Below are 21,237 nucleotides of genomic sequence, written 5' to 3'. Positions count from 1 at the left end.
TAAAAATTGCATTGCAATCACGAAATCGGTGAAATTGGCACAGGTTTTATGACTGTTCCCGTGACTGGACCATCGCCGCCCGAATACGGGTGGGCGTTTTTCAGCGACTCGCGCCGGCTGAGATGGCCCGAAGCCGGAATGTCTGACGCCCTTGCGGCGCCGTTCGCCTGAGGAGTGCTGCCTTGATTTATGATGTTCTGATTGCCGGCGGCGGACCCGTCGGCTTGTTTCTCGCCTGCGAGCTGCGTCTCGCCGGTCTCTCCGTATCGGTGCTGGAGCAGGCCGAGGATCCGCGCTCGCCCTTGAAGCGCCTTCCCTTCGGCATGCGCGGCCTTTCCTCGCCAACCATCGAAGCCTTCTATCGTCGTGGTCTGCTGGATGATGTTGCCGCGCCCAAACCTGCCAAAGACGGCTCGGGCGATCGCGCTTCACTGGCCGCACACTGGATGCACCAGTCGCGCCGCCCAGGCGGCCATTTTGCCGGCATCCAGTTCTTTTACGACAATATCGACACGTCCAAGTGGCTCTATCGTTTGCCAAGCCCGGCCGGCACCAGCTTGATGGTCGAGATGGAAAGCTTCGAAGCTGTCCTTGCGGCGCGTGCGGAGGCCATGGGCGCCGACATCAGGCGCGGCTTCGGTGTCGAGAGCTTCGAGCAGTCGGATGAAGCTGTTGTCGTTCGCGCCGGAGACGAGACCTTTCGCGGGCGCTGGCTCGTTGGCTGTGACGGCGGCCGCAGCACTGTCCGCAAGGCTGGCGGCTTCGAGTTCGTCGGCACCGATCCCGAATTCACCGGCTATTCCGCCGAAATTGAGATGGTGGACCCGGACAAGCTTCGTCCCGGCCGCCATTACACCGCGACGGGCATGTACACCTATGCGCCTCCCGGGACGATCACGATGGTCGACTTCGATGGCGGCGCTTTCCACCGGACCCAGCCGATCACGCTCGACCATGTGCAGGCAGTGCTGCGGCGCATCTCCGTCACCGACGTCACTCTAACGGCGCTCAAGCTTGCCACCACATGGACGGACCGCGCCTATCAGGCGACCAGCTATCGCAGAGGGCGCATTTTGCTTGCCGGCGACGCCGCGCACATCCACTCCCCCTTGGGCGGCCAAGGGCTCAACCTTGGACTTGGCGATGCGATGAACCTGGCATGGAAGCTTGCCGCCACCATCCATGGTGACGCGCCTGACGGATTGCTTGATACCTATTCCAGCGAACGGCATCCTATTGGTGCGCAGGTGCTTGATTGGTCACGCGCGCAAGTCGCACTCATGCGGCCAAGCCCGAGCTCGCGTGCCCTCGAAGCCATTATCCGCGATCTGATCGAGACGCGCGACGGCGCCACCTATTTCGCCGAGCGCGTCTGGGGCGTTTCTCTCCGCTATGAACTTGGCGGGAGCCATCCGCTCATCGGCCGCAGCGCTCCCGATTTTGAGCTCGCCGATGGGACAAAGCTCGGCAATCTCCTCAGGACGGGCAAGGGCCTGCTTCTGGATTTCAATGCTCGTGCTTCCCTTGAAGCGCTTGCAAGCCGCTGGAGCGACCGGATTGCCTATGTCGCCAGCGACGCCAGGGATCGGTTTGGCTTGAGCGCCTTGCTCGTGCGGCCCGATGGCGTCGTTGCCTGGGTCTGCGAGGCAGAGCCTGACATGGATGCCGCTGCCGAAGCGGCGTTGCGATGGTTCGGCGAACCGGGACGCATCGGCGGCTCTCAGCGAAACCTTGCATCAGCCGTCCTTGACAGCGCTACCAAGCCATAATTATACAATGTATAAATATGGAAGTGCGAAATGATCACTGGTCACGTTTTTATTGCAACCAGCCTGGACGGGTTCATCGCTCGCGATGACGGCGGCATCGAGTGGTTGCTCGAGTATGACGCGTCCGGCGAAGACCATGGCTACAATGATTTCATCAGGGACATCGACGCCATCATCATGGGCCGCGGCACCTTCGAGGCGGTCCGCGACATGAAGCCGTGGTTCTACACACGCCCGGTGCTCGTCCTTTCGGCCGATTTGGCGGAGCAGCCGGTTCCGGCTGAGTTGGCCGGCAAAGTCCGTTTCACGCGGAAGTCGCCGCAGCAGGCTATGGCCATGCTCGCAGCGGAAGGCTGCCGCCGTGTCTATGTGGACGGCGGACGGCTCATCCAGTCTTTCCTTCGGGAAGGCTTGATCAGCGATCTGGTGATCAGCCGCGTTCCCATACTGCTCGGCAGCGGCCGCCCGCTGTTCGGCCCGGTCTCGCGCGACATCAATCTCACGCATGTAAGTACCCGCCCGTTTCCCTCCGGGCTGGTACAATCGACCTACACAATTGCACCATGACCAAGCGAAGCCGAGGCAGGCCACGTGCCGACGAGAACAGCGTGTCGCCGGCAAGGATCCTTTCGGAGGCCTTGGCTCTGCTTGAGGGCGAGGGTTTTGAAAATCTGACGATGCGCGCAGTCGCCATGCGTGCGAACGTCAACCCGATGACGATCTATCATCATTTCCAGGATCGGGACGGATTGATCAAGGCATTGGCGGAGAGCGTCTATGCCGATGTTGCCATGCCTCCGGAAGGAACGGTTCGGTCGCGGATAGAGGGCCTGCTTGGAGCGTACCGGGCAAAGGTGCTGCGCCATCCCGGTCTGACGCTTGCCATCTTCAACCGGCCTGCCGTGTTCCCCGACCATGCAACGCGGATCACGGAGAGCCTGACGGATCTGTTGGAGGAGCTTGGCCTTTCCCCATCGCGCGCGCTGCTGTGGGTGCATATTCTGGTCGATTACACCCATGGTGCAGCCCTTGCCGTCGCCATAGAAAGTGAGGGCGATGGTTTCCAGTCGACACCAGCCGACGTGGAGCAGGCGAACTATCAACGAGCGATCTCTGAGCTGTTGGATTGCCTGGAGGCGTAATGCAAGCGGGAGAGAGTGGATGAAAATGGCGGACAGGGAGGGATTCGAACCCTCGGTACGCTTTCACGTACACACGCGTTCCAGGCGTGCGCCTTAAACCACTCGGCCACCTGTCCTTTGGCGTTTCGCACCCGGTCAGGAAGCAAATCGTCGGAACGGCCGCGATATATACCGATGAATTCCTGGCAATCAACCCGAATCTGACAGATTTTTGACTTGTTGGCGCAAAACTCTGCATCTCCTCCCCATTGCGCTTATTTTGCACGCGACTTATCTAATGAAATAGATGAGGCGGCATAAGACCGGTCGGCCCGCGAAGGCTGAACATAGTGAGTATCGGGAGGAGTTTATGCGTTTCCTGTTGCGTTTTGCCAGCCTTGTCGCACTGGTGGTGGCTGTGATCGCCGGCACCATCGATTCCATACAATCCGTTGCGGCTTCCGCCGTGGTCATGACCCCGATGGGCGATGCGTGGAACGATGTCAGCCCTTCGTCGCTGGCAAGCCTCCGCTCGGCGATCGCCTATTACGTCCATCCTCGTTTCTATGACATGGCGATGCAATGGCTGCTGTTTCAGCCGGCCTTCGCCGTCTTCCTGGTGATTTCCCTGTTGCTGTGGATGGTCGCCTACAAGCGCCAGCCTGCAGCCGGCCGCTTCAGCGCGTGAGGGGTTCGGCGCGTGACTTTCGGTCTGTGCCATTCAGGGAATTGAATGGCGTCGGAAGGAATTGGCGGCGGCTCCATCGCAATGCGGCGAGCTGCAGAACTGGCGGTTGCGGAGAGCTGAGCGGCAGCTGTTCTGACCAATAAAATTGCAGTTTTGGCCCGAAATTGTTTAAAAAACGGGTCGTTTGGATGGGTTTTCACCAATTCCCACAAATCTTTACCAACTGAAAAATTTCTCGTGAATTTTTCGTGCAGCCATGCAAGGATGCGCGCCAGCTTGGCCTCGGGGGAGGCCGGCAGTTCCGCAGACTTGCCCGATCAACGGGCTTGCGGGAGGACCCAACAAGATAGAAACAATAGGGCTGCACCACATGAAAAAATCCCTTTTGACCCTCTTCGCCCTGGCTGCCATGTCGGCAACGGCGCTTGCGGCCGATATCAAGCCGGCAATCGTCTACGGAACCGGCGGCAAGTTCGATAAGTCCTTCAACGAAGCTGCCTATAACGGCGCTGAAAAGTTCAAGAAGGAAACCGGCATCGCTTACCGCGACTTCGAGCCGACGGGCGACACCCAGGGCGAACAGGCGCTGCGCAACTTCGCCAGCAAGGGTTTCAATCCGGTTATCGCTGTTTCTTTCGCCTGGACCTCCGCGCTGCAGAAGGTTGCTGCCGAATATCCGAAGACCGAATTCGTTCTGATCGACGATAGCCTCGATCTGCCGAACGTCCGCTCCGTCAAGTTCAAGGAAAACGAAGGTTCCTACCTCGCCGGCGTCATGGCTGCCATTGCATCGAAGTCCGGCAAGATCGGTTTCGTCGGCGGCATGGACATTCCGCTGATCCGCAAGTTCGAATGCGGTTACGAGCTTGGCGCACGCGCCACCAATCCGAAGATCGAAGTCTTCCAGAACATGACCGGCACGACCGGTGCTGCCTGGAACGATCCGGTTCGCGGCGGCGAGCTCACCAAGAACCAGATCGACCAGGGCGCGGACGTGGTCTACGCGGCCGCCGGTGCCACTGGCCTCGGCGTGCTGCAGACGGCCGCTGACAACAAGAAGCTGTCGATCGGCGTTGACTCGAACCAGAACTACCTGCATCCGGGTTCCGTTCTGACGTCCGTCGTCAAGCGCGTCGACCTTGCAGTCTACAATGCCTTTAGCGATGCCAAGAACGGCAAGTTCACGGCCGGCACCCAGGAACTGGGCCTGAAGGAAGATGGCGTCACCGTCGCCATGGACGACAACAACAAGCCGCTCGTCACTCCGGAAATGCAGACTGCCGTCGACAAGGCGCGGACCGATATCGTCGCTGGCACCATCAAGGTCCACGACTATCTGACCGACAACGCCTGCCCGAAGAACTGATATGAAATAAGGGCGTATGACGGAGCAAAAACGTCATACGCCCTTTTCTTATCCGGAAACCGGTTTCTGGAGCCCCTATAGTGAACCAAATCTCCGCCATCGAGCTCGTGGGCATCGACAAGAAGTTCGGTGCTGTCCACGCCAATAAAGATATCAACCTGACCGTCGCCAAGGGCTCGATCCACGGGATCATCGGCGAAAACGGTGCCGGGAAATCGACTCTGATGTCGATCATCTACGGCTTCTATCATGCTGATAGCGGCGAGATCCGCATCAACGGCAACCCGATCGCCATTCGCGACAGCCAGACGGCGATCGCAGCCGGTATCGGCATGGTGCACCAGCATTTCATGCTGGTCGACAATTTTACCGTCCTCGAAAACGTCATGCTGGGCGCCGAAGGCGGCGCACTTCTCGCCAAGGGCGTTGCGGCCGCGCGCGCCGAGCTCAACCGGCTGGAGAAGGATTACGGCCTGGAAGTCGATCCGGACGCCTTGATCGAGGAGCTTCCCGTCGGTCAGCAGCAGCGCGTCGAAATCCTGAAGGCGATGTATCGCGGCGCCGAGATCCTCATTCTCGACGAACCCACCGGCGTTCTGACTCCGGCCGAAGCCGACAATCTCTTCCGCATCCTTCGCGTGCTACGCGACCAGGGCAAGACGATCATCCTCATCACCCATAAGCTGCGCGAAATCATGGCGATCACCGATACGGTATCGGTCATGCGACGCGGCGAGATGGTCGCTACCCGCAAGACGGCAGAAACCACCGTCGAGGAATTGGCCGAGTTGATGGTCGGACGCCGCGTGCTGTTACGTGTGGAGAAGGGCGCTCCCGATCCGGGCGAAATCCTGCTCTCGGTGCGCAATCTCACAGTTAAGGACGGCCGTGGCGTCACCATGGTCGACAATGTCTCCTTCGATGTCCGCGCCGGCGAGATCGTCGGCATTGCCGGTGTTGCGGGCAACGGCCAGTCCGAATTGCTTGAGGCCATCGCCGGAATCCGCAAGCCGGCTTCGGGCGAAATCCTTCTGCACGGCAAGCCGATCGGCAACGCCGATCCCGCAGCACTCCGTGACCTTGGCCTTGCCCATATTCCGGAAGATCGCCATCACATGGGCCTCGTCCTCAAGTTCGAGGAATATGAGAATTCCATGCTCGGCTATCACCGCGACCGCAAATACGGGCGCGGCGGTATGCTCGATCTCGATGCCATGCGCAAGGATGCCATCGAGAAGATCGAGAAATACGATATCCGCCCGCCGAACGCGCGGCTGAAGACCGCCAATTTCTCCGGCGGCAACCAGCAGAAGATCGTCGTCGCCCGCGAGATCGAGCGCGACCCGAAGGCTCTGCTGATCGGCCAGCCGACGCGCGGCGTCGATATTGGTGCCATCGAATTCATTCATCGCCGCATCATCGAGATGCGCGACGCCGGCAAGGCGATCCTGCTGGTTTCGGTGGAACTGGATGAAATCCGTGCACTTTCGGACCGAATCCTCGTCATGTTCGCCGGCCACATTGTCGGTGAAAAGTCGGCTGAGGCCGGTGAACAAACACTCGGCCTGATGATGGCCGGCATTGCCGCGTGAGGCGTATATGAGCACGGCTTCCGTTCCGCTCCCGAACTGGATCACCTACGGCCTGATCCCTCTTCTCAACCTGATTGTTGCCTTCCTGATTTCCGGCCTCGTCGTCTGGTTCATCGGCGAGAGCCCGCTCGATGCGCTCGTGCTGCTGCTGCAGGGCGCTCTCGGCAGCGGCGAAGGCATCGGCTTCACGCTGTATTATGCGACGAGCTTCATCTTCACCGGCCTTTCGGTCGCTGTCGCCATCCATGCCGGTCTGTTCAATATCGGCTCGGAAGGTCAGGCCTATCTCGGCGGTCTCGGCTGTGCCCTCGTGGCGCTGACACTTGACCGCTACGTGCCCTGGTACGTGACCATGCCCTTTGCGGTTATCGGCGCGGCGATTTTCGGAGCGCTCTGGGCCTTCATCCCGGCTTGGCTTCAGGCCAAGCGCGGCAGCCACGTCGTCATCACGACGATCATGTTCAACTTCATCGCTTCGGCGATGATGAACTTCCTGCTGGTGCATGTGCTGATTGTGCCCGGCAAGATGGCTCCCGAGACCCGCACCTTTCTGGAGGGCGGCCAGCTGCCGAAGCTCGGCTGGTTGATGGATCTGTTCGGCTCGACCATCGGTGCTGCGCCGCTCAACGTCTCCTTTCTGATCGCGCTGGTCATGTGCTTCCTCGTCTGGGTGCTCATCTGGCGCACCAAGCTCGGCTATGAAATGCGCACGCTCGGCCTCAGCCCCACCGCTGCGGTCTATGCCGGCATTCCCTATGCCCGCACGGTCATCATCGCCATGCTGCTTTCCGGTGGCCTTGCCGGCATGATGGCGCTTAACCCCGTCATGGGCGCTTCCGCGCGTCTGCAGGTGGAATTCGTGCTCGGTGCAGGCTTCGTTGGCATTGCCGTGTCGCTGATGGGTCGCAATCATCCACTGGGCATCATCGTGGCGGCGATCCTGTTCGGCATTCTCTATCAGGGTGGCGATGCGCTCTCTTTCGACATGCCGAACATCACGCGCGACATGATCGTGGTGATCCAGGGTCTCGTCATCCTGTTTGCCGGTGCGCTCGAATATATGTTCCGACCTGCGCTTGTGCGCATCTACCAGACATTCGCCAGGACGTGAGGATCGGACGATGGATTATTATGATCTTCTCATCAGCATATTGGGCTCGACCATCCGCCTGTCGATTCCGTTGATTTTCACAGCGCTGGCAGGCCTGTTTTCCGAGCGTGCCGGCATCTTCGATATCGGGCTTGAAGGCAAGATGCTGGCTTCGGCCTTCGCTGCGGCCTGCGTCGCCTCGATCAGCGGCTCGCCATGGGCCGGTCTTGGCGCCGGTGTTCTCGTCTCCGTCCTCGTCGGTCTGCTGCACGGCTTCGCCTCGATTACCAATCGCGGCAACCAGATCGTTTCGGGCGTCGCGATCAACTTCCTGATGGCCGGCTTGACCATCGTTCTCGGCCAGGCCTGGTTCGGTCAGGGTGGCCGGACGCCGACTTTGCCTGCTACCGCCCGCTTTTCCGGCATCACCCTGCCGGGCGCCGATGCCCTTCGTGACGTTCCGTTCATCGGGCCGCTCTATGCGAATGTCATCTCGGGCAACAATATTCTGACTTATCTCGCCTTCCTGACGGTGCCGATCTCCTGGTGGATCCTCTATCGCACCCGCTTTGGTCTGCGGCTGCGTGCGGTCGGTGAAAATCCGGGCGCCGTCGATACCGCCGGCATCTCGGTCGAATGGCTACGCTATCGCTCGCTGATCGTTGCCGGCATTCTCTGCGGCTTCTCCGGCACCTATCTCGCCATTGCCCAGTCGGCCGCCTTCATCAACAACATGTCGGCGGGCAAGGGCTATATCGCTCTCGCCGCCCTGATCTTTGCAAAATGGAAGCCTGTGCCGGTCATGTTCACCTGTCTTCTGTTTGGCTTCCTCGATGCCTTCGCCAATTTCATGCAGGGCAAGGCAGTTCCGGGCATTGGCGAGGTGCCGGTACAGATTTTCCAGGCGCTGCCCTATATCCTCACCTGCATCCTGCTTGCAGGCTTTATCGGCGTCGCCAAGCCTCCGAAGGCCGGTGGCGTGCCCTATACCAAGGAGCGCTAAACCATGTCGCATGATCTGTTCGAGGCCGCGCGCGGCGCGATGGCTTTCGCGCATGCTCCCTATTCGAAATTCCCGGTCGGCGCGGCGATCCGCGCCGAGGACGGCAAGATCTATATCGGCGCCAATATCGAAAATCTCTCCTTCCCGCAGGGCTGGTGTGCCGAACCGACGGCGATCGGCCAGATGATCATGGGCGGTGCCAAGAAAATCGTCGAGATTGCCGTCATCGCCGAGAAACTGCCGCTCTGCCCGCCTTGCGGCGGCTGCCGGCAAAAGATTGCCGAATTTGCCAGCAAGGAGACGCGCATCTATCTTTGCGACGAAACCGGCGTGAGGAAGACCATGACCATGGATGAGATGCTGCCCTTCAGCTTCGAAACGGAGGTGCTCGGATGAGCGCGGCCGTCGATATCCTCACCGAGAAGCTCGGCGAATTGAAGCCGCGCTATGGCATCATCCTGGGCTCCGGCCTCGGCTCCCTCGTGGATGAGGTCAAGGACGCGCTGCGCATCCCCTATGCCGACCTGCCCGGCTTCCCGGTCAGCGCCGTTTCAGGCCATGCCGGTACGCTGGTTGCAGGCAAGCTCGGCGAAGTCTCGGTCATCATGCTCTCCGGCAGAGTGCATTATTACGAAAAGGGCGACGCCAATGCCATGCGCGAGCCGATCGAAACCCTGAAGGCGCTTGGCGTCGACACGCTGATCCTGACGAACTCGGCCGGATCGCTGCGGGAAGAGATGCCGCCGGGATCGGTGATGCAGATCACCGATCACATCAATTATTCCGGCATGAACCCGCTGATCGGCGAGGAGAGCGACAGGCGCTTCGTCGGGATGACGAGCGCCTATGATACCGACCTCATCATGCGCATGCGCAAGGCGGCGGAAAAGGCCGAGATCAAGCTTTCGCACGGCGTCTATATGTGGTTTTCCGGCCCGAGCTTCGAAACGCCGGCAGAGATCCGCATGGCGCGCATCCTTGGCGCCGATGCCGTCGGCATGTCGACGGTGCCGGAAGTCATCTTGGCGCGTCTTTTCGGTCTAAGGGTTGCCGCTGCCTCCGTCATCACTAACTATGGTGCTGGCATGACCGGCGGAGAACTCTCGCATGAAGAGACGAAAGACATGGCTCCGGTCGGCGGCGCACGCCTTGCCGCCATCCTGAAAGAAATGATCGCGGATGAAGGAGATCCAGAATGACGGGCCATTCCCTGAGAGAAACGGCAGCCGTTGCGCTTTCCCTTCTCGACCTGACCAATCTGAAGGATGATTGCACGCCGGCTCAGATCGAAGCGCTGTGCGCCCGCGCGCAATCGCCCTATGGCAATACGGCGGCCATCTGCATCTGGCCGCGCTTCGTCGCGCAGGCGCGCGGCATTCTCGGCACCGATCATGCCGTGAAGATCGCGACCGTGGTGAATTTCCCCGGCGGCGATATGGAGGTGGCCGATGTGGCCGCCGAAGCGCGCGAAGCGATTGCCGATGGCGCCGACGAGATCGATCTGGTCATTCCTTATCGTGCCTTCCTGGCCGGCAATGAACAGGCCGTCACCGATATGGTCGCCGCCGTGCGGGCAGAATGCAAAGGCCCGGTGCTTTTGAAGACCATCCTCGAAACCGGCGAAATCAAGGATACCGCGCTGATCCGGCGCGCGTCGGAACTTGCGATCGACGCCGGCTCCGATTTCATCAAGACGTCCACCGGCAAGGTTGCTGTCAACGCGACGCTCGAGGCTGCCGACATCATGCTGCGGGCCATCCGCGCCAGCGGTCGCAAGGTCGGCTTCAAGCCTGCCGGCGGCATCGGCTCCGTTTCCGATGCGGCGCTTTATCTGAGCCTTGCCGAGACCATCATGGCACCAGATTGGGCCATGCCGTCGACCTTCCGCTTCGGTGCATCGAGCCTGCTCGACGATATTCTGAACGTGCTGGCCGGCGGCGAGTCCAAGACGGCATCGTCAGGCTACTGATCCATGATCCCGCAGGAGATCATCCGCCGGAAGCGTAACGGCGCCACCCTCTCGGCCGCCGATATCGATGCGTTTATCGGCGCATTGGGGCGTGGCGAACTGGCGGAAAGCCAGATCGGCGCCTTTGCCATGGCCGTCTGGTTTCGCGGCATGACGCGCGAGGAGACGGTGGCGCTGACGCTGGCCATGGCCCGCTCCGGCGATATGCTCTCCTGGAAACATATCGGCAGGCCGATCGCAGATAAGCATTCAACCGGTGGCGTTGGCGACAATGTCTCGCTGATGCTGGCGCCCATTGCGGCCGCCTGCGGCCTCGCCGTGCCGATGATTTCCGGCCGCGGTCTCGGCCATACTGGCGGCACGCTCGACAAGCTGGAATCCATCCCCGGCTACGGGATCACGCCGGATGCGGCCCGTTTCCGCAAGGTAGTCGAAGAAGTCGGCTGTGCCATCATCGGCCAGACCGGCGCGCTGGCCCCCGCGGACGGCAAACTCTATGCGGTGCGCGATGTCACTGCGACCGTCGATTCCGTACCATTGATTACCGCGTCCATCCTGTCGAAGAAACTGGCGGCCGGGTTGGAAACGCTGGTGCTCGACGTCAAGATCGGCAGCGGCGCCTTCATGACTTCGCTTGAGGAAGCGGAGACGCTGGCGCGTTCGCTGGTGGAGGTGGCGAATGGCGGTGGGGTCAAGACTTCGGCTCTGATCACTGACATGAACCAGCCTTTGGCCGATGCGGCCGGCAACGTGGTCGAGCTTCGTAACTGTCTGGATTTCCTGAAGGGCAACAAGGCAGGCATGCGGCTCGAAACGGTCGTGCTAGCCTTCGCATCCGAAATGCTCGTTCAGGCCGGCATTGCCGCGAACGTTGCCGAAGCGGAGGGCAGGGCGCGCGAGGCTTTGGCATCCGGCAAGGCGGCAGAGATATTCGGCCGCATGGTGCATGGCCTTGGCGGTCCGGTCGATCTGCTTGAGCGTCCGGAGCGCTATCTGGTGAGCGCACCGGTGCAGAAGCCGGTTCTGGCTGCCGCCGATGGCTGGCTTGGCGCCTGCGATGCGCGCGGGATCGGCATGAGCGTCATCGATCTCGGCGGCGGTCGCCGTCGTCCGCAGGACAGGATCGATCATCGCGTCGGCTTTAGCGACATCCTGCCGCTCGGTACGAAGGTGAGCAAAGGTGACCGCATCGCCACCGTACACGCGGCGGACGAGGCAAGCGCGGAGAAGGCAGTGGCCGATCTTTCGGCCAACTATCGCCTCGTGGAGACGTCGCCGGCTTTGTCGCCCGTCATCCTCGGCATGATCTGACGGACGCAGCCAGATTGGCGTAAGCGGCGCCCATGAAGTCGATTGTCTTACTGCTTCAGCAGCAAATTGCCGTTCTGAACCCCGAAAGAGTTCAGCTTCTTCATGAAGCTCATGCCGATCAGCGTCGTACCGAGCGCACTGTCCTTCGCCACCACGGCATCGACATCGCGAACGCGGATCGTGCCGATTTCCAGACGGTCGAGTTTGATGTAGGCGACTTTGGAAGCGCCATTCGCAGTCTGGACCGTGTAGCGATAGTCGAGATCGACGCCGCTGAAGCCGAGGCTGCGCGCCGTGCTCTCGTTCATTGCCACATAGGTCGCGCCGGTATCGATCATCCCGTGCACGGCGCGGCCGTTGATGGTGAAATCGCCTTCATAGTGACCGCCCGCATTGGCGCGCAACTGAACGCTGCCATAGGAAACGGGAGCTTCCGCCTTCGGTGGAGCAAGCGAAACCGCTTCGACCGGTGCGGGTTTCGCGGCATGTTCGCTATAGCTACTTACCAGCATCGGCACCTGGGTTGCCGCAACGGCGATGACACCGGCAAAGGCAAGAATACGAACGAGCATCGGCAAGGCCCCTCCTGCGGGCCATGCCATCTATAGGCCAAGTGTGCTGAAAGGACGCTAATGCAATCAATAAAAAGCCCAGCAGTTGTATAACTGCTGGGCTTCCTAAAAAGTATTAGAGCGGTTTTACTTCGTTCCGTACATGCGGTCGCCGGCATCGCCGAGACCGGGCACGATATAGCCCTTCTCGTTCAGATGGCTGTCGATGGCGGCCGTGAAGACCGGCACATCCGGATGCGCCTTGCGGAAATTGGCGATGCCTTCGGGAGCCGCCAGCAGGCACAGGAAGCGGATATTGTGGGCACCGCGCTCCTTCAGCTTCTCGATCGCGGCAATAGAGGAATTGCCTGTTGCCAGCATCGGATCGACGACGATGATCAGACGCTCGGAGATGTCCTCCGGCGCCTTGAAGTAATATTCGACCGGCTGCAGCGTTTCGTGATCGCGGTAGACGCCGATATGCGAGACGCGGGCTGAAGGCACGAGATCGAGCATGCCTTCGAGCAGACCGTTGCCGGCGCGCAGGATCGAGGCGAAGACCAGCTTCTTGCCCTCGAGGATCGGCGCATCCATTGGCTGCAGTGGCGTCTCGATGGTCTCGATCGTCAGTTCGAGGTCGCGCGTCACTTCGTAACAGAGCAGCGTCGAAATCTCGCGCAGCAGCCGGCGGAAGCTTCCCGTCGACGTGTCCTTCTTGCGCATGATTGTGAGCTTGTGCTGCACAAGCGGGTGATCGATGACAGTGACGCCGTCCATGGTTTCAGCCTTCCAGTAATTCCGTGATATGAGATGGTTCTTCCACGGAAATCGCCTCTGGTGCAAGAAAATAGGCCACTTTTGGAGATTTCATCCCCAATATGGGGCCTTAACGGTGCATTTAGAGCTTCGCCAGCAGCGTCGCCCGTGTCACCTCGTCCACGAACGCCGCTTCGATCGCCGTGCGGGTCATGGCATCGATCTCGTCGTCGCTAAAACCGAAGGCTGACGACGCCAGCTCGTATTCGCGCTTCAGCGATGTGTGGAAGAAGGGCGGATCATCGGAGCTTATCGTCACCTTCACGCCGGCGTCACGCAGCCTGCGCAGTGGGTGCGATTGGAAGTCCGGGAAGACGTTGAGTGCAACGTTGGAGCCGGGGCAGACTTCCAGCACGGTGCCGAGATCGGCAAGGCGCTTGACGAGATCCATATCCTCGATGGCGCGCACGCCATGGCCGATACGCTGGGGGCGCACCAGATCCACCGCGTCGGCGACGCTAAAAGCGCCGCAGACTTCGCCGGCATGGATGGTTATGCCAAGTCCCGCCTCGCGGGCTATATCGAAGGCGCGGGCGTAATCGGCGACGCGGCCCATGCGCTCCTCGCCGGCCATGTTGAAGCCTGTTATCAGCGGATTGTCGCTCTTGGCGGCATATTCCGCCGCCTTCACCACGCGATCCGGGCCGAAATGGCGTTCGCCGGTTACGATCAGCCGAGCCTCGATGCCGGTCTTTGCCTTGGCGGCACGGATGCCGGCGGAAACGCCTGCCATATAGGCGTCGGCGCCGAGGCCGATACGATCGCCATGATCGGGCGAAACGATGAGCTCGCTATAGATCGTGCCAATGCCGGCCAGCTCTTCCAGATAGGTTTCCGTCAGCAGCGCATAGTCTTCCTCGGTGCGATAGACTTCTGAAACCTTGTCGTAGCAGAGGAGGAATTCGGCAAAATCCTTCCAGAGGTAAACACCGTCCTTGAGGAAGGCGCTGGTGTCGACCCCGTATTTCTCTGCTTGTGCGAGCGTCAATGCCGGTGGAGCTGCGCCTTCCAGATGGCAATGCAGTTCCACTTTCTTCAAATGCGATGTCAAAGGAAGCTCCTCCCGTGCGGCCCTGCCGCTATTCCCAGATGTTTCGCAACCGTCTCGCCGATATCGGCATAGGTCTGGCGGACGCCGATGGCGCGTGAGCGAATGCCTGGCCCGTAAGCCATGACGGGCACGCGCTCGCGTGTGTGATCGGTCCCGCGCCACGTCGGATCGCAGCCGTGATCGGCGGTCAGGATGACGAGATCGCCCGCCTTCAGCTTCTTGTGCACTTCAGGCAGCCGCGCGTCGAACGCCTCGAGTGCTGCGGCATAACCCGGCACGTCGCGGCGGTGACCATAGACCATGTCGAAATCGACGAAATTGGTGAAGACCAGATCGCCATCCTCAGCTTCATCCATGGCCTTCAATGTCGCATCCATCAGCGCCATGTTGCCATTGGCCTTGATGACCCTGGAAATGCCCTGATGGGCGAAGATATCGCCGATCTTGCCGACGGCATGCACCGTGCGCTCTGCCTTGACGAGACGATCGAGCAGCGTCGGCTCAGGCGGCAGCACAGAGAAATCGCGGCGGTTTCCGGTCCGCTCGAAGGTCGCTGCGGTCTCGCCGACGAAGGGGCGGGCAATGACGCGGCCGATATTGTGAGAATCGAGCAGGGTGCGCACGATCTTGCAGAGGCCGATCAGCCGATCGAGCCCGAAATGCTGTTCGTGTGCTGCAATCTGGAAGACGGAGTCCGACGAGGTGTAGCAGATCGGCTTGCCGCTACGTATGTGCTCTTCGCCAAGCTTGGCGATGATATCCGTGCCGGATGCATGGCAATTGCCGAGAATCCCTGGCAGATCGGCGGCTTCGCAGATGGCCTTCACCAGCTCCGGCGGAAAGGCATCGCCCTCTGCCGGAAAGTAACCCCAGTCGAACATGACCGGCGTACCGGCGATCTCCCAATGACCGGATGGTGTATCCTTGCCGCGAGAAACTTCATTGGCGCAGCCATAAAGGCCGTAGAGTTTTTCCGGCAGAGGCATGCCGGCGGGATAATTGCCCGTCGCCGCCTTGGCGATCTCCAGCAGGCCGAGGCCGGACATGATCGGCAATGTCAATGGACCCTGACGCAGGCCTTCGCGATCAGCCGCGCCAGCGGCGCAGAACTCGGCGATATGGCCAAGCGTATCGGCGCCCTCGTCACCATAGCTTGCCGCATCCGGGCCGCCGCCTACACCGAAAGAATCCAGAACGAAGAGAAAGGCGCGCGCCATAGATCACCCGATAGAATGCCGTCACCCGGCAGGTCTTCCGGGTTATTGGACGTCACCCATATAACGGAGGCATCGACTTGGCAATTTTCCGTTTGGAAGCGGCACTTCGGGCGCGGTTTTGGCCGTCGGGCCTTCAACAGTCGCTGCAGCTGATCGAAGTGCCGACGCGCTGCCGGTAGTAATATTGCCGGCTGATGGTGATTTGGTTTGTGCCGCTTGGCAGGAAATTGGCACCGAAGCTGAGGAGCTGATAGGGCAGGGCAAGCTCGCTACGGACGAGGAATGTGCTCGCCTGGTTCATGTTGGCCGGCACCGTGACCGTCGAGCCTGGTGTATATGGCCTGGTTCCGTCCTGCGCCCAGGACCAGGCGACCGTCGCATTGCCGGCCGTGTCGATCGCAATGCCGGTGATCTTCAGCGTCAGGCCCGTCGTGCTATAGGGCGCGAAGATCGCGCCGGCAACGGAAGGCATACCCGCAAGCACGGACTTGGTGACCGACGGCTGCTGCGAGACGATATCGGCGATCGATCCCGCCGAGCGGCTGGCGCGCTTGGAGGCATTGAGGCCAACGGTAAGCTCGAAGGCACCGAGATAGAGCATCAGCAATACGGGAAAAAGAATGGCGAATTCGATCGCGCCGACGCCATCTTTGTCGCGAGCGAAGCGTCTCAGTACGCCAAAGCGCGTACTTTCTTTCCCGATCATGCTCTTGAGGCCGCTCACGGATAATTCTCGTTCTGGAAGGCTGCGGTTGCGACGATGAGGTAGACCGACGCCGAGCCGTCGGTTGGATGCACGTTGGTAAGATAGGGGCGCAGCAGATCCATTATGATCTGCCAGCGATAATAGGCGCGCACCATGTTCAGCGACTTGGCGCCGCCGGGTGTAAAAGTGAATCCGGTGGTGCTGAGATCGGAATAAGGATCGGTCGACGACTTGCGGGGGATCGTCGTCGGCATGGACGCAAAACTCGAATAGCTCTCCACATCGAGATAGAGGTTTGCCGGCGTCTGTACTTCGGTGGAGGAGCAGGTAATGAGCACGGAAATCTGATTGCAGAATGCCTGTCGGAACTGCTGCGAAGTTGTATTGGCTGCCGTAATCTGTCCCGTCCGGATCTGGCGCGACAGAGTATCGACGGCGTTTGAGACGACTTGCTCCGCGGTAAAGGCGACGAAGGTCTCGATAATGGCAAAGACGATCAGAAAATAGGGGATCGCAAGCAAGGCAAATTCGATCGCTGCTGTCCCGTCCCGAGAACGCACGAATTCACGCAAGCTGCTTCGGGCACTGCGACGTGCGCGGCCTGTATTGGCGTGAGGGGTATTATCTGGCGTCATGGGAAGTCCGCGGCGATTTACACGCGGACGACACTAGAATTGCTTTCTTGATAATCCGTTTCTCTTCTCTCTTCATATTTAGAGGAAACAAGGATTATCGTTTGCTGCTCAATTCTTTGAAAGTACTTTAGAATATTTGCGTTATCGAATGTTTCTATTGTCCGGCTGCAGCCGTTGGCGTCGTCGTCGTATTGTTTTGTTGGGCATGCTGCTCGCAATTGGGCGTGCACGACAGCACGGCGCGATCCGTCTGGCGGAAGACACGGACCGTATTGCCTTCGTCGATCGATACCAGGATCTGCTCGTCCACGATGGCATTGCCGTCGGTATCGAGCAGGATGATATTCGTCGTCCCGAAGCTGCGGCCGGTCAGTACGATGGTTTTCGGATCGGCCACCGTTGCATCGGCGACTTGCGAATTGCCGACGATGACCTTGCTGACAGGGCGATCCAGCTTCAGTACGCGCGCGTGATCCATATAGACGCGCAGCATGCTTTCCCCGGCAGCGTGGGAAAGCTGCGGCATCATGCCGGCCATGGCGACAATGCCGGCAAGGAATGCTGTTCTGCCGCCGATTGGCATGGCTTGGCCTCTTGGAAAGCGATAGTGAAAAGAATTTCCCGATAGAATGAGAAAGAATGGTGAATGAACGATTAAGCTCGCCTTCTGTCATGTAATTATGGCGCAGATGTCCCATGCGGACCCTCCTCGTCGCCTTCTTCCGCAGATCGTGTATTAATTCGAGACGAATCGTATATCGTACTAATATTCATACATCTAATAATTTCTATTTGGCTGAAGATTTTCTTTAAAAACGCACAGAAGAACATGCAAGTCACATTAACTATTCTATTTTCGCTTTTGTATTTACTGCACATTAACCTAATTCTTTAAAGCGATGGAAACGGCGGGAAGCTACCGTGCAACTCATCCGATCAACGGCAACAGTTGGCGGACGTGCTGTCAACAAAGTGGAGTTAAACTTATGTCCAAGCTTTTTTCGCGTTTCCTGAAGGATGAATCCGGCGCGACCGCAATTGAATATGGCCTGATCGCCGCCCTGATCTCCGTCGCCATCATCACCGGTGCAACGACGCTGGGCGGCACGCTCAGCACGACTTTCAAGAACATTTCTGACCAGATGAACCACTCTGGCGCCGGCATTGGTACCAAGTAAAATATTCGCCTCAGAGGCTTAATATTTTTCGGAAATCGCTCAATGAAATGAGCGGTTTCCGATATTGCGCATGTAGAGAGGATTTGGCATGCTAGAGGCTGCGGTATTATTGATCTTTCCGCTCTGCATGTCGATCGCAGCGATCTCTGATCTGCTGACCATGACGATCCCAAATCGCGTATCTTTAGCGCTCGCAATCTCGTTCTTGGTATTGGCGCCCGTTTTGGGATTGTCGTTTGCGGAAATCGCCATGCATCTTGCCGGAGCGGGCGTTGTGTTCTTTGCCTGCTTTACGCTGTTCGCATTGAACATCATGGGCGGCGGCGATGCGAAGCTGCTCGCGGCGGCTGCGCTGTGGTTCGGGTTCGATTCTTCTCTCGTCCAATTCTTGGTGTACGTCGCGTTCATTGGCGGCGCAGTCACTGTTTTGGTCATCATGCTGAGATCGCAGGCCATTACCATCATGGCTATGGGCTTACCCTTGCCGCATTCATTGACGGGTGCCAAAAAAATCCCTTACGGAATCGCCATCGCGATTGGCGGGATGCTTGCTTTCCCCTCCTCGGCGGTTCTTCTGGCGGCAGCGACTTAAAAGTGCTTTGAACCTTAATGGGGGGAGTATAGGCGATCTTTTTGCAAGCGAGGCCTAATATACACCAAGTAATCATGGTTAAATAACAATAAATGTAACCAGCCATTAACCATAATTACACCAATTATCGGTCATTCTGCAGGGCGAAGAATCCTGTTCCTCAAGGAATGACCATGAAACCCGCTCGCATAATGATACTCGCAGTGGCAGCCGTCGCGGCCGGGATGGCCGGTCTGCTCGCGATGCGCCTGGCTGGTTCGCGCGATATCGTTCCCCAGCAGATTGCGGCGGTGGTGGAGAAGGAGGCGACGATCAATGTCCTCGTTGCCGGTGCCAATCTGCCCGTCGGTTCGCGTCTGAACGAGCAATCGATCCATTGGATGCCTTGGCCGGAAAGCGGCATCGTCAAAGGTCTCATCACCGAACGCGAGCGCCCTAATGCGCTGAAAGATCTGACCGGTGCCGTTGTTCGCCTGCCGATATTCGAGGGCGAGCCGATCCGCGAGGAAAAGGTCGCCGATTCCAGCAGCCGTATCCTTTCCTCATTGCTGCCGGCGGGCAAGCGCGCCGTCGCCACCGAGATTTCCGTCGCCACCGGCGCAGGCGGTTTCATCCTTCCGAATGACCGCGTCGATGTCATCATGGTGCGCAAGGGTTCGCAGCAGCAGCTCGTCACCGAAACCGTGCTCAGCAACGTTCGCGTTTTGGCGGTCGATCAGCAGATCGAGGAAAAGCAGGACGGAAGCAAAGCCGTCGTTGGGGCAACCGCGACGCTGGAGCTGACGCCGGACCAGACGAAGGTCCTGGCGGTCGCGCATCAGATGGCCGATCGCCTGACGCTGGCACTGCGCTCCGTTGCCGACGCGCAGCAACCCGATACGACGGCCGCCGATTATCTGCTGGCCGGGGACAATGGCGGCAGCATGATCCAGGTCATCAAATCGGGAGCGATCGTGACCGACGGCCCCAGCGGGCCGAAACCGCAATGAGAAGGGGCGAGACCATGTTAAAGACAAGCAAGAAAGCCAGCCTCCCCCTTGCCGTAAGCCTCTCCTTCTCGGTTGCCTTTGCCGGCCTGCCCTTGGCAGATGTTCCGGCCTTTCTGCGCACGCCCACAGCTTTTGCAGGCGGCTCGGACAGTATCGTCACAATAGCCGGCCTCGGCACCAAGCGCACTTTGAAGCTTGGTCTCAACAAGGCGCTTGTCGTCGATCTGCCCGCCGACGCCCATGACATCCTTGTCTCCGATCCCAAGATGGCCGATGCGGTGACGCGGACCTCGCGCCGCATCTACCTTTTCGGCAAGACGGTCGGTCAGACCAACATCTTCATCTTCGGCGCCGACGGCAAGGAGATCGTCAGCCTCGATCTCCAGATCGAGCGCGATATTGCTGGCCTGCAGGATAATATCAAGCGCTTCATCCCGGACTCCGATATCAACGTCGAGATCATCTCCGACAACATCGTCCTCACCGGCATCGTGCGCACGCCGCAGGATTCGATCCGCGCACAGCAGCTCGCCCAAGCCTTCCTCAAGGGAGGCGAAGCGACGACACGAAACCAGACTGCCTCCGGCAGCGGCGACAACAATGCAGTCGCCATTTTCGCCGAAGGGCGGCAGACCTCGCAGATCGTCAACATGCTGCAGATCGAAGGCGAGGATCAGGTGACGCTCAAGGTGACCGTCGCCGAAATCAAGCGCAGCGTCCTGAAGCAGATTGGTTTCGACAACCTGGTCAGCAATTCCTCCGGCCTGGGCGTCGCTCAACTCGGCAATATCGGAAACAGCGGAACCACGAATTTCCTGGGAGTAAACGGCGATCCCACAAACGCTACCGGCGCGGGTGGTATCTCGACACTCTTCAAATATGCGCTCGGCAAATACAATATCAGCACCTATCTGAATGCTCTCGAACAGGCAGGTGCCGTGCGCACCTTGGCGGAGCCGACATTGACCGCCATTTCCGGACAGGCTGCTACCTTCAATTCCGGTGGTCAGACGCTCTATTCCACGACCGACAAGGACGGCAACACGACGATTACGCCCTATACCTATGGTATCACGCTGGCCTTCACGCCTGTGGTCCTGGCCGGTGGCCGCATCAGCCTGCATGTGCAGACCCAGGTCTCGGAACCGGTCGCATCGTCATCCACCCCGACCTACAACCAACGGGCCGCCAATACTTCGGTCGAGCTGCCATCCGGGGGATCGATCGCTCTTGCCGGCTTGCTGAGCGATAACGTGCAGCAGACGACCTCGGGAACGCCGGGTGCCTCGAAGATTCCGATCCTGGGTGCCCTGTTCCGTCAGAAGAGCTTCCAGCGGGATGAGAGCGAGCTTGTGATTATCGCGACACCCTATCTCGTGCGCCCCGTAGCGCGCGACAAGCTTGCTCGCCCCGACGACAATTTTTCTCCGACGAACGATGCCGGTGTCTTCTTCATGAACCGTGTCAACAAGATCTACGGCCGCAAGGATGGTCCGCCGGTCGCCGATGCCGATTTCCACGGCACAGTCGGTTTCATCTACAAGTGAGGAGCGGGACCATGACGCCAGCCTTTTCAACGAGGTCAACGAAAGA

General features: G+C 59.5%; 23 protein-coding genes and 1 tRNA gene. 16 read left to right on the top strand and 8 right to left on the bottom strand.

Features of this window, described 5'->3' with window-relative positions; translation table 11 throughout:
- Positions 1-182 precede the first annotated feature (182 nt).
- Genes AC13RC_RS18550 through AC13RC_RS18540 form a run of 3 tightly spaced genes read left to right on the top strand, consistent with a single transcriptional unit; the run spans position 183 to position 2,911 of the window.
- Positions 183-1,769 (top strand): FAD-dependent monooxygenase, encoded by a 1,587-nt coding sequence (locus AC13RC_RS18550; RefSeq protein WP_152094618.1) that lies wholly within the window; start codon positions 183-185, stop codon positions 1,767-1,769.
- A 30-nt stretch (positions 1,770-1,799) separates the two neighbouring features.
- Positions 1,800-2,336, top strand: coding sequence for a dihydrofolate reductase family protein (locus AC13RC_RS18545; RefSeq protein WP_152094617.1), 537 nt, complete (start codon positions 1,800-1,802; stop codon positions 2,334-2,336).
- A gap of 41 nt (positions 2,337-2,377) precedes the next feature.
- Positions 2,378-2,911 (top strand): TetR/AcrR family transcriptional regulator, encoded by a 534-nt coding sequence (locus AC13RC_RS18540; RefSeq protein ID WP_488558059.1) that lies wholly within the window; start codon positions 2,378-2,380, stop codon positions 2,909-2,911.
- Positions 2,912-2,937: 26 nt separating this feature from the next.
- Here AC13RC_RS18540 and AC13RC_RS18535 read toward each other — a convergent pair.
- A tRNA-Ser gene (locus AC13RC_RS18535) sits at positions 2,938-3,027 on the bottom strand.
- A 233-nt stretch (positions 3,028-3,260) separates the two neighbouring features.
- On the opposite strand from AC13RC_RS18535, the gene AC13RC_RS18530 reads away from it, so the two are divergent.
- The 9 genes from AC13RC_RS18530 to deoA all read left to right on the top strand — a co-directional run bounded on the left by AC13RC_RS18530 (position 3,261) and on the right by deoA (position 11,909).
- Positions 3,261-3,578 carry a hypothetical protein gene (locus AC13RC_RS18530; RefSeq protein ID WP_075856392.1) on the top strand — a complete coding sequence of 106 codons (318 nt, stop codon included), beginning with the start codon at positions 3,261-3,263 and terminating at the stop codon, positions 3,576-3,578.
- 370 nt (positions 3,579-3,948) lie between these two features.
- A complete protein-coding gene (locus AC13RC_RS18525) occupies positions 3,949-4,944 on the top strand; it encodes a BMP family lipoprotein (RefSeq protein WP_113391013.1) in 996 nt (331 codons plus the stop codon).
- A gap of 80 nt (positions 4,945-5,024) precedes the next feature.
- Entirely contained in the window at positions 5,025-6,536 is a 1,512-nt protein-coding gene (locus AC13RC_RS18520) for an ABC transporter ATP-binding protein (RefSeq protein WP_488558058.1), read from the top strand.
- Between the two features lie 7 nt (positions 6,537-6,543).
- A complete protein-coding gene (locus AC13RC_RS18515; RefSeq protein WP_113330623.1) occupies positions 6,544-7,647 on the top strand; it encodes an ABC transporter permease in 1,104 nt (367 codons plus the stop codon).
- Positions 7,648-7,657: 10 nt separating this feature from the next.
- Complete coding sequence (locus tag AC13RC_RS18510) at positions 7,658-8,629, top strand: ABC transporter permease (protein ID WP_113330647.1); 972 nt, start codon at positions 7,658-7,660, stop codon at positions 8,627-8,629.
- 3 nt (positions 8,630-8,632) lie between these two features.
- Positions 8,633-9,025: a cytidine deaminase gene (locus AC13RC_RS18505; RefSeq protein ID WP_183812515.1), complete on the top strand. Its 393-nt coding sequence runs from the start codon at positions 8,633-8,635 to the stop codon at positions 9,023-9,025.
- Positions 9,022-9,828: a purine-nucleoside phosphorylase gene (locus AC13RC_RS18500; protein WP_488558057.1), complete on the top strand. Its 807-nt coding sequence runs from the start codon at positions 9,022-9,024 to the stop codon at positions 9,826-9,828. The genes AC13RC_RS18505 and AC13RC_RS18500 overlap by 4 nt, the downstream gene beginning before the upstream one ends.
- Positions 9,825-10,598, top strand: a complete 774-nt coding sequence (gene deoC / locus AC13RC_RS18495) for a deoxyribose-phosphate aldolase (protein WP_113330625.1) — start codon at positions 9,825-9,827, stop codon at positions 10,596-10,598. The genes AC13RC_RS18500 and deoC overlap by 4 nt, the downstream gene beginning before the upstream one ends.
- Before the next feature lie 3 nt (positions 10,599-10,601).
- Positions 10,602-11,909, top strand: a complete 1,308-nt coding sequence (gene deoA, locus AC13RC_RS18490; protein WP_488558056.1) for a thymidine phosphorylase — start codon at positions 10,602-10,604, stop codon at positions 11,907-11,909.
- A 47-nt stretch (positions 11,910-11,956) separates the two neighbouring features.
- On the opposite strand, the gene AC13RC_RS18485 is transcribed toward deoA, so the two are convergent.
- The 7 genes from AC13RC_RS18485 to AC13RC_RS18455 all read right to left on the bottom strand — a co-directional run bounded on the left by AC13RC_RS18485 (position 11,957) and on the right by AC13RC_RS18455 (position 17,468).
- The gene (locus AC13RC_RS18485) at positions 11,957-12,481 is read right to left on the bottom strand and encodes a TIGR02281 family clan AA aspartic protease (RefSeq protein WP_488558055.1); all 525 of its coding nucleotides are present in this window, start codon (positions 12,479-12,481) and stop codon (positions 11,957-11,959) included.
- A gap of 126 nt (positions 12,482-12,607) precedes the next feature.
- On the bottom strand, positions 12,608-13,237 hold the full coding sequence (gene upp / locus AC13RC_RS18480; RefSeq protein WP_015338410.1) for a uracil phosphoribosyltransferase: 630 nt from the start codon (positions 13,235-13,237) through the stop codon (positions 12,608-12,610).
- A gap of 121 nt (positions 13,238-13,358) precedes the next feature.
- Positions 13,359-14,327, bottom strand: a complete 969-nt coding sequence (locus AC13RC_RS18475) for an adenosine deaminase (protein ID WP_488558054.1) — start codon at positions 14,325-14,327, stop codon at positions 13,359-13,361.
- Entirely contained in the window at positions 14,324-15,544 is a 1,221-nt protein-coding gene (locus AC13RC_RS18470) for a phosphopentomutase (protein ID WP_488558053.1), read from the bottom strand. The genes AC13RC_RS18475 and AC13RC_RS18470 overlap by 4 nt, the downstream gene beginning before the upstream one ends.
- A gap of 133 nt (positions 15,545-15,677) precedes the next feature.
- Positions 15,678-16,250, bottom strand: a complete 573-nt coding sequence (locus AC13RC_RS18465) for a TadE/TadG family type IV pilus assembly protein (RefSeq protein WP_488558090.1) — start codon at positions 16,248-16,250, stop codon at positions 15,678-15,680.
- Between the two features lie 14 nt (positions 16,251-16,264).
- The gene (locus AC13RC_RS18460) at positions 16,265-16,885 is read right to left on the bottom strand and encodes a TadE/TadG family type IV pilus assembly protein (protein ID WP_488558052.1); all 621 of its coding nucleotides are present in this window, start codon (positions 16,883-16,885) and stop codon (positions 16,265-16,267) included.
- 154 nt (positions 16,886-17,039) lie between these two features.
- On the bottom strand, positions 17,040-17,468 hold the full coding sequence (locus tag AC13RC_RS18455) for a pilus assembly protein N-terminal domain-containing protein (protein WP_145323346.1): 429 nt from the start codon (positions 17,466-17,468) through the stop codon (positions 17,040-17,042).
- 403 nt (positions 17,469-17,871) lie between these two features.
- Between AC13RC_RS18455 and AC13RC_RS18450 the strand changes: the two genes are divergently transcribed.
- From AC13RC_RS18450 to AC13RC_RS18435, 4 genes are all read left to right on the top strand, one after another.
- On the top strand, positions 17,872-18,063 hold the full coding sequence (locus tag AC13RC_RS18450; RefSeq protein ID WP_112722889.1) for a Flp family type IVb pilin: 192 nt from the start codon (positions 17,872-17,874) through the stop codon (positions 18,061-18,063).
- 88 nt (positions 18,064-18,151) lie between these two features.
- Entirely contained in the window at positions 18,152-18,655 is a 504-nt protein-coding gene (locus tag AC13RC_RS18445) for an A24 family peptidase (protein WP_488558051.1), read from the top strand.
- A gap of 173 nt (positions 18,656-18,828) precedes the next feature.
- Entirely contained in the window at positions 18,829-19,644 is an 816-nt protein-coding gene (gene cpaB / locus AC13RC_RS18440) for a Flp pilus assembly protein CpaB (protein ID WP_113420608.1), read from the top strand.
- Positions 19,645-19,658: 14 nt separating this feature from the next.
- On the top strand, positions 19,659-21,191 hold the full coding sequence (locus AC13RC_RS18435) for a type II and III secretion system protein family protein (RefSeq protein WP_113420607.1): 1,533 nt from the start codon (positions 19,659-19,661) through the stop codon (positions 21,189-21,191).
- The last annotated feature ends 46 nt before the right edge of the window (positions 21,192-21,237 follow it).

This window comes from Martinezella sp. CNPSo 3890, from assembly GCF_057784455.1.
Note: the sequence above shows the minus strand (reverse complement) of the source record. Positions and strands in the feature narration are given on the sequence as shown.